General features: G+C 67.7%; 11 protein-coding genes. 10 read left to right on the plus strand and 1 reads right to left on the minus strand.

The annotated features are described in order from the left end of the window. Nucleotides 1–48: 48 nt before the first annotated feature. From NBT81_RS02095 to NBT81_RS02145, 10 genes are all read left to right on the plus strand, one after another. The gene (locus NBT81_RS02095) at nucleotides 49–3,102 is read left to right on the plus strand and encodes a replication factor C small subunit (RefSeq protein ID WP_425498712.1); all 3,054 of its coding nucleotides are present in this window, start codon (nucleotides 49–51) and stop codon (nucleotides 3,100–3,102) included. Nucleotides 3,103–3,220: 118 nt separating this feature from the next. Continuing rightward, nucleotides 3,221–4,717, plus strand: coding sequence for a globin-coupled sensor protein (locus NBT81_RS02105; protein WP_338740709.1), 1,497 nt, complete (start codon nucleotides 3,221–3,223; stop codon nucleotides 4,715–4,717). A gap of 142 nt (nucleotides 4,718–4,859) precedes the next feature. Further along, the gene (gene alaS, locus NBT81_RS02110) at nucleotides 4,860–7,631 is read left to right on the plus strand and encodes an alanine--tRNA ligase (protein WP_338740711.1); all 2,772 of its coding nucleotides are present in this window, start codon (nucleotides 4,860–4,862) and stop codon (nucleotides 7,629–7,631) included. 43 nt (nucleotides 7,632–7,674) lie between these two features. Further along, complete coding sequence (locus NBT81_RS02115; protein ID WP_338740713.1) at nucleotides 7,675–7,917, plus strand: hypothetical protein; 243 nt, start codon at nucleotides 7,675–7,677, stop codon at nucleotides 7,915–7,917. 37 nt (nucleotides 7,918–7,954) lie between these two features. Next, complete coding sequence (locus tag NBT81_RS02120) at nucleotides 7,955–8,746, plus strand: alpha/beta hydrolase (RefSeq protein ID WP_338740714.1); 792 nt, start codon at nucleotides 7,955–7,957, stop codon at nucleotides 8,744–8,746. Between the two features lie 33 nt (nucleotides 8,747–8,779). Then, a complete protein-coding gene (locus tag NBT81_RS02125) occupies nucleotides 8,780–9,475 on the plus strand; it encodes a type 1 glutamine amidotransferase (RefSeq protein ID WP_338740715.1) in 696 nt (231 codons plus the stop codon). A gap of 52 nt (nucleotides 9,476–9,527) precedes the next feature. Next, nucleotides 9,528–10,349, plus strand: coding sequence for an HVO_0234 family beta-propeller protein (locus tag NBT81_RS02130; RefSeq protein ID WP_338740716.1), 822 nt, complete (start codon nucleotides 9,528–9,530; stop codon nucleotides 10,347–10,349). Nucleotides 10,350–10,394: 45 nt separating this feature from the next. Beyond that, the gene (gene prs, locus NBT81_RS02135; RefSeq protein ID WP_338740718.1) at nucleotides 10,395–11,249 is read left to right on the plus strand and encodes a ribose-phosphate diphosphokinase; all 855 of its coding nucleotides are present in this window, start codon (nucleotides 10,395–10,397) and stop codon (nucleotides 11,247–11,249) included. Nucleotide 11,250: 1 nt separating this feature from the next. After that, the gene (locus NBT81_RS02140) at nucleotides 11,251–11,541 is read left to right on the plus strand and encodes a hypothetical protein (protein WP_338740720.1); all 291 of its coding nucleotides are present in this window, start codon (nucleotides 11,251–11,253) and stop codon (nucleotides 11,539–11,541) included. Nucleotides 11,542–11,610: 69 nt separating this feature from the next. Continuing rightward, nucleotides 11,611–12,030, plus strand: coding sequence for an HIT family protein (locus tag NBT81_RS02145; protein ID WP_338740721.1), 420 nt, complete (start codon nucleotides 11,611–11,613; stop codon nucleotides 12,028–12,030). Between the two features lie 305 nt (nucleotides 12,031–12,335). Here the strand turns inward: NBT81_RS02145 and NBT81_RS02150 are convergent, their stop codons facing one another. After that, the gene (locus NBT81_RS02150) at nucleotides 12,336–12,974 is read right to left on the minus strand and encodes an IS6 family transposase (RefSeq protein ID WP_338739275.1); all 639 of its coding nucleotides are present in this window, start codon (nucleotides 12,972–12,974) and stop codon (nucleotides 12,336–12,338) included. Nucleotides 12,975–13,017 lie beyond the last annotated feature (43 nt).

A 13,017-nucleotide genomic window follows, 5' to 3' on the forward strand; every position in this document is an offset into this window, starting at 1 on the left:
GCGCCCCGTCTCGGGGAGTTTATGTGGCGACCGACCCCTCGGTACGGTATGAGCGAGGCCGACGGGTCGGGGCCGGGACGGGAGATTTGGATCGAGAAGTACCGCCCGGAGACCCTCGACGACGTGAAAGGACAGGACGACATCGTCGACCGCCTGTCGAGTTACATCGAGCGCGACGACCTGCCGCACCTCCTTTTTTCGGGGCCGGCGGGCATCGGGAAGTGCGTGACGGGCGAGTCGCCGGTGGTGACGAACCGAGGCGTCGAACGGATCGGCGATGTGGTCGGGGGTACGGATGGATTCGCCACTCCCGACGACGGCTTGGAGGTACTGACGTTCGACGACGGCTCGTTCGGGTACGCCGAACCCTCACACGTCTTCGGGAAGGACGCGGACGACCTCGTCCGCGTCACGACCCGGGACGGAAACGAGATGACCGTGACACCGGAACACGAACTACTGACGGTCGGGCGAGACGGGTTGGAGTGGGTTCCCGCACGTGACCTCGACGCCGGTTCGCGAGTCGTTCGGCCCCGACACGCGTCGCTCCCGGATGGTGACGGCCGACTGGACTGGCTCGACGCCATGGACGGCGACCGAACGTTCGTCCACGTCACCGAGGAGTTCGCGGCGACGCACGGGATCCCGGCCGAGAAGAACTACGTCGGCAAGAAACGGCGCGTGGTCGCCGGACTCCGACGCGGCGAGTCGACGGCCGCTATCGCGGACGCGGCCGATACGACGGAGAAAACGGTCCAGTCGTATCGCCGTTCGCTCGACGCGTCGCTACACGAACCGAGCACTACGTGTTCACTGTCGTATCTTCGGGGACTGGACGCCGCCGACGAGGCGTTGCGGACCCACGTCACCGAGATCCAGTACGTCAACCGCAACAATCAGCGGTCGGAGCCGATCTCGCCGCCGTGGGAACTCACCCCGGAACTGGCTGCGTTCGTCGGACTGACGGTGAGCGAGGCTCGACTCGACGGCGGTCGGGTGAAGTTCTACAACACCGACGACGGCTTGCTCGACCGATTCGACACCACCGCACGGTCGACGTTCGACGTCGAACCTCGACGGGGTGTTCAGAGCGACGTTCCGTACCGGGAGGTCTGTAACCGGACGTTGACGCACTTCTTGGAGGCTTGTTTCGACGTCGTCGACGAGACGTCCGGCGCCGGCTCCACGCTCGTTCGTGCCGACGAGGCGAGCAGGGCGGCGTTCCTTCGAGCCGTCTTCGATGCCGAGGGCCACGTCACCGAGCAGGGGGTCGTCGAGTTGACACAAAAAGACGGTAGCCTCATCACGCTACTCTCGTACTTGCTCGCTGGGTTCGGCGTTCCGAGCCGTCGGAAGCGAGTGGAGAACGCGGCGACCAACGGTTCAGACGAAGAACGGGAGTACCACGCACTCTACGTCTCCAGTTCCCGCCATCTCGAAGCGTTCGCCGAACACGTCGGATTCAGTATCGACCGGAAATCGGCCCGACTCGCGGCTAACGCCGACCGAGACTCGAATCCGAACGACGACACGATTCCAACACAGGATGCGGTCGAAACGCTCTGTGAGTCGCTCTATCTGCGGAAGACGGATCACATTCCGGATTCCCTCGACGCCACCTCGCCGGGCCGAGAACGGTACCTCGACTGTCTCGATAGCCTTCTCGACGCCGCGGAGACACGGCTCGACGAAGCGGAGCGGGCACTCGAGTGGATCGACGAACTCGGCTCCGACCTCGAGGCGGTTACGGCCGTCCCCGCAACGTGGGTCGGGACGCGTGACGAACTGGAGCCCATCGAGACGCGTCGCATCCTCTCCGAGCAGGTAGGGGTTCGATCAGACCGTCTCCTCGAATACGCCGACGGACGGCGAACTCCCGCGAGCGAGCGTGCGGTCGATCTGCTCGACCGGCTCGGGGAACACGACGCCGGCGTCGATATCGAACCCGTTCGAACGGCGCTCGATGAGATCATCGAGGGCCTGAACGTTCCGTACGCTCGCGTCGCGGACGGAACCGAGATGCGTGGGACTGACGTGCAGAACCTCCTGGACGGTGGCAACGACCTCGGGTCACTCCCCCGGTTCCGAACCGTCGCGGACCGCGTCCGATCCATCGCGACCGGGATGCTCTCCGAGGACGTACTCGAAGATCTCACGACGTTACACACCCTCACGAGCGGTGACCTCTACTTCGACGAGGTCGAGTCGGTCGAACCGATCGACGGGACGCGTCGCGTCTACGACCTCACCGTTCCCGAGACGCGCAACTACGTCGCCGGACGGGTGCCGACGGTGATGCACAACACAACCTGCGCCACGGCCATCGCCCGCGAGGTGTACGGCGACGACTGGCGGGGGAACTTCCTCGAACTCAACGCCTCGGACCAGCGCGGCATCGACGTGGTGCGCGACCGGATCAAGAACTTCGCGCGCTCCTCCTTTGGCGGGTTCGACTACCGGATCATCTTCCTCGACGAGGCCGACTCACTCACAGATGCGGCTCAGTCAGCGCTCCGCCGAACGATGGAGCAGTTCGCCGACAACACCCGCTTTATCCTCTCGTGTAACTACTCCAGTCGGATCATCGACCCGATCCAGTCCCGGTGTGCGGTCTTTCGCTTCTCGCCGCTCCCGGACGACGCCGTCGGAGCACAGGTCCGCGAGATCGCCGCCGCCGAGGGGATCGACGTGACCGACGCCGGTCTCGACGCCCTGGTGTACGCCGCCGGGGGCGACATGCGGCGTGCGATCAACACGCTCCAAGCGGCGGCGACGACCGGCGAGACGGTCGACGAGGAGGCCGTCTACACCGTCACCTCGACGGTCCGCCCGGAGAAGATCGAGTCCATGATCGAGGCGGCCATCGACGGCGACTTCCCGCGGGCGCGGTCGACCCTGGAGACGCTCCTCGTGGATTCGGGGATGGCCGGCGGCGACGTGATCGACCAACTCCACCGGTCGGCCTGGGAGTTCGACCTCGACGACCGGCGGACGGTCCGTCTGATGGAGCGGTTGGGCGAGGCCGACTACCGCATCACCGAGGGTGCCAACGAGCAGGTGCAACTGGAGGCGATGCTGGCGGCGCTGGCCCTAGAGGAGTAGTGTGCGCCGGCGACCCCGGACCCTCTCGCCTCCCGCGTCTCCCCGGAGTACGTAGGTTGGATATCCGTATTATTTCCTGATCCTGTACTTATATATGTCCGTGTGACACCCGATCCCCATGGCGGAGTTCAAGATCTCGGAGCGAGAGCGGGGGCAGGTAAACGGGGACCGCCTCACCGAGCGGATCGGCATCGACGAGGGCGAGATCAACTGGCGGAAGGACTTCACCCAGTTCGACGGGGACGACGAGCGGACGGTGGCGGACCTCTCGGACGTGTTCGACGACATCGCCGACGACCTCGTCGAGGAGTTCTACGGCCACATTCAGTCGTACTCGCAGTCGGTTTCGATCCTCGACTCGTCGTCGAAGTCGGTCGAGGCGCTGAAGCGGAGTCAGGCCGAGTACCTGCGGGATCTGGGGCGCGGGGAGTACGGACAGGACTACTTCAGCAGGCGGGCACGGATCGGGAAGATCCACGACATGCTCGATCTCGGGCCCAAGATCTACCTCGGCGCGTACTCGGTGTACTACGAGGGGATCCTCGAGGCCATCGCCGAGGACGTCAAACGCGACGCGGTCGGTGCCGGAGCGGACGGGACAGGGACCGCCGTCGACGACGCCGTCGATGAGGTCGTCGATCGGGCGCTCTCGGTGCTCAAACTCATCAACCTCGACCAGCAGGTCGCGATGGACACCTACATCCACTCGTACAGCCAGCGGATCGAGTCCGAGTTGGACCGCCAGCAGACTGTCGCCCGGACGATCGAATCGTCGGTGGACGAACTCCGCGACGCCTCCGAGGAGGTGGCGACGAGTTCCGGGGAGATCAGCGACATCACGGCGGACCAGGCCGACAGTATGGCGGAGATCTCGACCGAGATATCCAACCTCAGCGCGACGGTCGAGGAGGTGGCGTCGACGGCGAACCAGGTCGCGGAGACAAGCGCCCGCGCGGAGGATCTCGCCGTCGAGGGCAAGGAATCCGCCGAAGAGGCGATGGACGTGATGGACGACGTGGGGGAGGCCGCCGACGGCGTCACCGACGACGTCGAACGTCTCCAGACGCGCATCGACGAGATCGACGAGATCGTCGACGTGATCAACGACATCGCGAACCAGACCAACATCCTCGCGCTCAACGCCTCGATCGAGGCCGCCAGAGCGGGCGAGGCGGGCGAGGGGTTCGCCGTCGTCGCCGACGAGGTCAAGAGCCTCGCCGAGGAGTCCCAGCGACAGGCCGGGCGGATCGAGGAGATGATCGACGAGATCCAGACCGACACGGCGGACACCGTCGACAGCCTCGAAACGACGACTGAGCGGATCGACGTCGGCGTCGAGCGGGTCGAATCCTCGATGGACAAACTGGACGACATCGCCGACGCCGTCACCGAGACGTCGAGCGGTATCTCGGAGGTGGCCGACGCGGCCGACGATCAGGCCGCAAGCACCGAAGAACTCGCGTCGATGATCGATCAGGCCAGTTCGCAGGCCGCCCGAATCGAGAGCGAGATCGACGACGTCGCGACCGCCAATCGGGAGCAAGTGGAGGGACTCGACGGCATCGCCGACACCGTCCGGGAGTTGACGGCGGCGGACGACGACTCCCTCGTGTAGGGACGGGACGGCCGCCGGTGGGCGCGGATCGACGCCCGGGCGTGTGCCGTCGCGGGGACTGCAGTCCGGTCTCGTCCCTTTCCCTCCCCGAAACACGCGTTCCCGGAACTGTTTTAGGCGGAGACGGGCCAAAGAGGTGGTAATGAGCGAACTCGAAGAGGCCTACCGACTCGAGTACTTCGAGGAGGAGGGATTCACCCGACAGGAGTGTGCCTCGTGTGGCGTCCACTTCTGGGCGCGGGTGGAGCGCGACACCTGCGGCGAGCCACCCTGTGACGACTACGACTTCATCGGCAACCCCGGGTTCGACGAGTCGTACACCTTAGAGGAGATGCGCGAGGCCTTCCTCTCCTTTTTCGAGGCCAACGGCCACGAGCGCATCGACCCCTACCCCGTGGCGGCGAACCGCTGGCGCGACGACGTCCTCCTGACCCAGGCGTCGGTCTATGACTTCCAGCCGCTGGTCACCTCCGGCGAGACGCCGCCGCCGGCGAACCCCCTCACCATCTCTCAACCCTGCATTCGGATGCAGGACATCGACAACGTCGGCAAGACGGGCCGACACACGATGGCCTTCGAGATGATGGCCCACCACGCGTTCAACACCCGCGAGGACGCCCCCGACGACTACGCCTACGAAGGTGAGGTGTACTGGAAAGACGAGACGGTGGAGTACTGTGACCGCTTCTTCGAGTACATGGGCGTCGACCCCACGGACCTCACCTACATCGAGGATCCGTGGGTCGGCGGCGGGAACGCCGGCCCTGCGTTCGAGGTGATCTACCGGGGGCTGGAACTCGCGACGCTCGTCTTCATGTCGATGGAGCAAGACCCCGACGGCGAGTACGAGATGAAAGACGGCAACCGCTACAGCCACATGGACACCTACATCGTCGACACCGGCTACGGGCTGGAGCGGTGGACGTGGATGAGTCAGGGGACGCCGACCGTCTACGAGGCTATCTACCCCGACATGATCGACTTCCTCACCGATCGAGCGGGGATCGACCACTTCGAGGAGGAGCGGGCGCTGATCGAGAAGGCCGCTCGCCTCTCGGGCTATCTCGACGTCGACGAGGTCGACGACCTGGCCACGGCCCGGGCGGAGGTGGCCGACGAACTCGGCGTCGACGCCGACGACCTCACCGCCCTGCTCGAACCCCTCGAAGACGTCTACGCCATCGCCGACCACTGCCGGACGCTCGCGTACATGCTCGGCGACGGCATCGTCCCCTCGAACGTCGGCACGGGCTATCTCGCCCGGATGGTGCTCCGACGGACCAAACGCCTCGTCGACGGCCTCGGCATCGACGCCCCCCTCGACGAACTCGTCGACATGCAGGCCGACCGTCTCGGCTACACCAACCGCGATACGATCCGCGACATGGTGCGCACCGAGGAGCGAAAGTACCGCGAGACGCTCGAACGCGGCTCCCGGAAGGTCGAGAGCATCGCCGAGGAGTACGCCGACCGCGGCGAACCCATCCCCCGCGAGACGCTGATCGAACTGTACGACTCCCACGGTATCCAGCCGGACATGGTCGAGGACATCGCCGCCGACCACGGCGCGACCGTCGACGTGCCCGCCGACTTCTACGGACTGGTCGCCGCCCGCCACGGCGGGGACGACGACGACGAGACGACCGCCGGCCGCGACGGTCGGTTCACGGACCTCCCGGAGACCGACCGGCTGTTCTACGACGACCAGGATCGAACGGAGTTCGAGGCGGTCGTCCTCGACGTGTTCGAGCGCGAGGAGGGGTACGACGTGGTGCTCGACCAGACGATGTTCTACCCCGAGGGTGGCGGTCAACCGGCGGACACGGGCGTCCTCTCGACCGACGAGACGACCGTCGAGGTGACCGACGTCGAGAGCCGGGACGGGGTGGTGCTCCACCGGACCGACGGCAACCCCGGCAAAGGCGAGTTCGTCCGCGGACAGATCGACGCCGAGCGGCGGTTCAGCCTGATGCGACACCACACCGCGACCCACGTGATCGGCCACGCCGCCCGACGGGTGCTCGGCGACCACGTTCGACAGGCCGGCGCACAGAAGGGGACCGACCGGTCCCGCCTCGACGTGCGCCACTTCCAGCGCATCTCCCGCGAGGAGGTCAAAGAGATCGAACGCGTCGCTAACGAGATCGTGATGGAGAACCAACCGGTGACCCAGGAGTGGCCCGACCGCCACGAGGCCGAGGCCGAACACGGCTTCGACCTGTATCAGGGGGGCGTCCCGCCGGGCCAGCAGATCCGCCTCGTCCACGTCGACGACGACGTGCAGGCGTGTGCCGGCACGCACGTCGCCCGGACGGGTGACATCGGCGCGATCAAAGTGATCGACACCGAACCGATCCAGGACGGCGTCGAGCGCATCACCTTCGCCGCCGGCGACGCCGCCATCGAGGCGACCCAGCGGACCGAGGACGCCCTCTACGAGGCCGCGGACGTCCTCGACGTCTCGCCCGCGGACGTCCCGGAGACGGCCGAGCGATTCTTCGAGGAGTGGAAGGCCCGCGGCAAGGAGATCGACCGCCTGACTGGGGAACTCGCGGAGGCACGCGCCGCGGCCGCGGCCGACGCCGAGGGGGTCGACGTCGGCGGCGTCGACGCCGTGATCCGGCGGATGGACGCCGACGCCGACGAACTCCGCGCCACCGCCAACGCCGTCGTCGACGAGGGGGCGGTGGCCGTCCTCGGGAGCGCCCGGGGTGGGAGCGCTCAGTTCGTCGTCGGCGTTCCGGACGGCGTCGACATCAACGCCGGCGACGTCGTTGGGCGACTCGCCGGACGGGTCGGCGGCGGTGGCGGCGGCCCGCCGGACTTCGCGCAGGGTGGTGGCCCCGACGTCGACGCCCTGGACGACACTCTGGAGGACGCACCGGACGTGCTTCGGACGGTACGGAGCACCTGAGAGCGGGCGAAGGTTCATACCCGATCCCGCGGCCACGCCCGCCGTGACCTCCTCGTCGCGGCTCCCGTCGATCCCGCTGTCGGCGTACGGCCTCTTTCTCGCCCTCTCGACGGCCCTCTGGGTGCGCTCGGTTGCCGCCGCGTCGTCGCACGATCCGACGCCGACGGCGCTGCTCACCGGTCGCCCACCGATGTCGCCGGTTCTGGCGGTTGGCGGCGTCGGCCTCGCACTCCTCCTCGCCGCCACGGTGATCGGACTGGCACTCCTGACCGCCCGCGCCGCGTGACCGATGCCACTAACGGCCGGGGGCCGTAGGACCAGCCATGCCGACCGCATCGAACGGCGCGGTGTCGATCCACTACGCCACAGACGGTGACGCCGACCGGGAGACGGTCCTGTTGCTCGGCGACGTGGGCTACGGCGCGTGGCAGTGGGGCTGGCAACACGCCGGTCTGACCGGCCCCTTCGAGACGGTGGTGCCCGACCTCCGGGGTGCGGGACGGTCCGACGCACCGTCGGGGCCCTACGCTATCGAGGACTTCGTCGCCGACGTCGAGGCCGTCCTCGACGACCACGGGGCGCGGCGGGCCCACGTCGTCGGCGCGGGGCTGGGCGGGATGGTCGCACTCGAACTCGCGCGGGCGTCGACGCGTCCGCAGTCGTTGGCGCTTCTGGGCACCGCCGCGACCGGCGAGGGCCTGTCGCTCGACCCGCTGTTCGGGTCGCCGGCCGACCCCGACGACCTGACGTCGTCGCTGTCGGCGGCGCTCTCCGACGACTTCCTGAGCGCCCACCCCGAGGCGGTCGACCGGATCGTCGACTGGCGCGCCGACGAGGACGCCACCCGCGAGGCGTGGGCGGCACAGGCCGCCGGGGTCGGGGCCTTCGACGCCTCGGACTGGCTGTACGAGGTGACGCTCCCGTCGCTCGTCGTCCATGGCCGAGACGACGCCGTCTGGCCGGTCGACCGTGGCCGGCGACTCGCGGAGGGGCTCCCCCGGGGCGACTTCGTCGGCGTCGACGCGGGACATCTCGTGGGTATCGAGCGCTCCCGTGACGTGAACGACCGCCTCGTCGGGTTCTTCGAGGGTGTCGGCTCGACCGACCGGGCGTAAGCGACTAACGCCCCGCCCGCCAGGGGACACACGATGAGTCGACCTCGGATCGCGCTCTTGGACGCCTCACACGGTGCGGACCACACCCGCCGGAACTTCCGTCGGGAACTGGACGCCGACCTCGCGGAGTTCGACGCGTCGGCCGGCGAACTGCCCACCGATTTCGACTACGACGCCGCCGTCGTGACCGGGTCGAAGTCCTCCGTCTACTGGGACGAGCCTTGGATCGACGCCCTCGTCGCCTGGGTCGGGGAGGCGGCCGACCGCATGCCCGTCCTCGGCGTCTGTTACGGCCACCAAGTCCTCGCGGAGGCACTCGGCGGCCGCGTCGAGGCGATGGACGACGTCGAACTCGGCTACCGCGAGATCCGACGCCTGACCGAGGACCCCCTGTTCGCGGGCCTCGACGCCACCTTCGTCGCCTTCGAGACCCACTCCGATCGGGTGGTCGACCTGCCGCCGGGCGCGACGCTCCTCGCCGAGAACGACCGCGGCGTCCAGGCGTTCCGCCGCGGCGACTGCTGGGGCGTGCAGTTCCACCCCGAGTACGATCGGTCGAGCGCCGAGACGGTCACGCGAGGGAAGGATCTCCCCGAGGCGCGCATCGACTCGGTCGTCGCCGGCATCGACGACGACACCTACGCCGCCGCCTGCCGGACCAAGCGCCTCTTCGACAACTTCGTCGCGTACGTCGGCCAGCGGACGGGGACGGGAACTCCCGACGCCTGACGCCTGTCTCGACCTGCCAACCGTTTTGGGGGCCGCTCCCGGAGGTGGCTGTATGGGTCACACTATCGACGAGAAGCGCGTCTACGCCGACCGGACGGGGGCCGAGACGGTGCTGATCGCGTCCGAGCGGGGTGTCGTCGTCGCGTCGCTGTCGGCCGACCGCGTCGGCGAGTTCCGTCTCGACCACCGGACGGCCGCCCGTGACGTGGCCGCCAACGGGGACCGTCGCGCCGTCGCCACCGACGAGGACGTCCTCGTCGGCAGGTACGAGCCGACGGGGTTCGGGCCGGCGGTAGCGGTCGGGTTCGACGGCGACGACCTCCTCGCGGCCGGGCCGGACGGACGGGTCGCTCGCCTCGACGACGGGTGGACGACGCTGGGGACCGTCGAGACGCCCCGCGCCGTCCACGGTGGGATGGTCGCGGCCGCCGACGGCGTCTGGATGGTCGATCAGGGTCTGCGGAACGTCGGCCTCGGGGACGTCCGTGACGTCCACGGTCGGGGGATGCCCCTCGCGGCCACCGACGACGGCCTCTACCGCCTCGGCAACGGCTGGATGGACGAACGCAGCGACGCGTTCGGGGTCGTGAGCGTCGACAGCGCGGAACGACGTTCCGCGAGCAGCCGGACGCAGTCCGGCGACGCGGCCGACGACCGCGCCCACGCCGTCGGCGAGGACGGGACGTTCGTCCGCGAAGCGGTCGGCGAGTGGCGGGCGGTCGAGACGCCCGGCGATCCCGTCGACGTGGCCTACACCGACCGGGCGACGGTCGCGGTGACCGAAGGCGGGACGCTGTTGGCCGACGCGGGCGAGGGGTGGCGGACGCGGGAACTGGGCGTCGGCGGCGTCTCGGCGCTCGCGGTTCGCGGGTGAGCGCGGACGGAAACGGTTTTCGGGGCGGCCGTCGATCCACTCCACATGATCGTCCCCGGTTCGAACTCGCAGGCGCTCGGGGCGGCGCTGGCCGCCGAGACCGGCTATCCGCTCGCAGACGTGCGGTACGAGCGGTTCCCCGACGGCGAACGCATGGCGTCGACACCCGGTATCGACTCCGGCGTCGACCGGGCGGTCGTCGTCGCCTCGACGACGACCGACGCCGCCCACGTCGAGCTCCTCCAGTTGCAGGACGCCGCCCGCGAGGCCGGCGCTGACGAACTCGTGACCGTCCTCCCCTACATGGGGTACGGGCGACAGGAGCGTGCCTTCGAACACGGCCAACCCGTGTCGGCCCGCGCGGTGGCCCGCGCCGTCTCGACCGGCACGGACCGTGTCGTCCTCGTCAACCCCCACGAGGCGTCGGTGACCGACTTCTTCGACGCCCCCTGTTCGGTCGTCGACGCCGCCCCCCGACTTGCCGACCCCCTCCCCCCCGACCTCGAGGAGCCGCTCTTCCTCTCGCCCGACGCGGGCGCCGTCGCCATCGCCGAATCGACCCGGGACGCCTACGGCCGGGGCGACGTGGACTACTTTGAGAAGGTGCGCCACTCCGGTACCGAGGTGGAGGTTACGCCGGGCGACGCCGACGTGTCGGGCCGGGACGTGGTCGTCGTCGACGACATCGTCGCCACCGGGACGACGATGAGCGAGTCGGTCGGCGTCCTGGCCGACCGCGGGGCCGCCGGGGTGTACGTCACCTGCGTCCACCCGCTGTTCGCACGGAACGCACGGTCGAAACTCGAACGCGCGGGCGTGTCGGCCATCTACGGTACCGACACCATCGAGCGCGACGTGACCGCAACCTCGGTCGCCCCGGCCGTCGCCGACGCCCTGTGAGATGCCCGCCCCGTCGCCCGACCCGCCAGACCCAGACGACGCCCTCGTCCTCGCCCCCGACTGCCGGCGCTGTCCCGCCCTCGTCGAGGCCCGCGACCGGATCGCGTGGGGGAACGGGCCGCGGGACGCCGCGGTGATGGTGGTGGGCGAAGCCCCCGCCGCGGGCGACCAGACCGACGACGACTGGCCCGGGGGCAACCGCTCGGGGTTGGCGTACACCTCGCGACACTCCGGACGGTGGATCCGTTCGCTGCTCGCGGCCCACGGGGTCGAAACTCGCCCGCGGCCGTAACGTCGGGTCGCGACCCGATCCTCCCGCCAGTCGCGTGGTTTCTTTAGCGTGGCCGTGCTACGGCCGCGCATGACCGACTGCATCTTCTGTAGCATCGTCGACGGCGACATCCCCAGTCACACCGTCTACGAGGACGACCGTGTGATGGCCTTCCTCGACGCCAACCCCCTCGCTCGGGGCCACACGCTCGTCATCCCGAAGGCCCACCACGAGCGGGTGAACGACCTGCCCGCGGACCTCGCGACGGACGTCTTCGCGGCCGTCCACGACCTGACCGACCGGATCGAACGCGCCGTCGACGCCGACGCGACGACCATCGCGTTCAACAACGGCACCGCCGCCGGTCAGGAAGTTCCTCACGTCCATGCCCACGTCGTCCCCCGATCCGAGGCCGACGGCGGGCGACCGATCCACGCCCTGATCGAGGACCGCCCCGACGTGGCCGACGACGAACTCGCGGACCTGGCCGAGACCATCGGCTCCGCCTGACATGGCCCTTCGTGTCGGCCGTGCCGCCCGATGAAATGGGATTAAACAATATTATTTCGTTTCAATAAACTACTTTATACTGGCCGTCCGTTCTCCATATCGCGGAGGTGACCGACATACAGACACGAACTATCGGTAGAACACAGCATACTGCCACTACCGAATGAGGCTTGGTCAGTCTCCAGCGTGTTACGCCTGGGCATATCCCCGTTCAGTTCGTGGCAGACGCTCACACTCGCTACCGGTGGAGCGTCACCGCTTTTCGTCCGCCCGTGCCGGTCCTTCCCGCCGTCGAGCGGGTCGCGTTAACTTTGGCGTGAGTTGTGCCGGACGGCGAGGGCTTGGAGCCACGATTCTGCTGTCTGCGGTTCGACATGGCTGAAACTAGTTGCAAATGAGGAGGTTCGTCGTTCTATTTCCCAAAAGACACGTTCGATGGCATTCCGATTCCCATGTGAAACCATCTGGAATCGGTACCCGTCTTCGTCGAGGACGTTCACTAGATAATCGGCGTCATCGACGAGAAATTCGACGCCATCTAGCCGATATCGTCGATGAAGTTCGGTCAGAAACCATCGCGTCGTCTGTTTCGTCGTCGCTGGAAACAGCCTGAACTGCAGGATTTCGTTTGTTTGGGGATCGACGGCACCGTACAGCCAGTAGTCGTCACCGTTGATGCGGATCACTTTCTCGTCAACCGCAAGTTGATCCGCACTCACCGTCGACATCGGCTGTAGATCGGCCTTGTGCACCCAGTTGTGAACCGCGACGTGACTACGTTTGACTCCCAACTCATCGAGAAACTGACTGGCATCCCTTGTTGACATACCGGCGAGATGACACCGGATGCCCACTTGAATCGCCCACTCGGGAGTCCGCTTTCGCTCCACAAACGACAAGTCGATCCACTCGATACATCCGTTGAGGCGGTCGAATTCTGGCATAAGCACTCAGAACTCGTCCGCCTCATCCTCTAACTTAACGCGA

The organism is Haloplanus sp. CK5-1 (assembly GCF_037201915.1).
GTDB lineage: Archaea > Halobacteriota > Halobacteria > Halobacteriales > Haloferacaceae > Haloplanus > Haloplanus salilacus.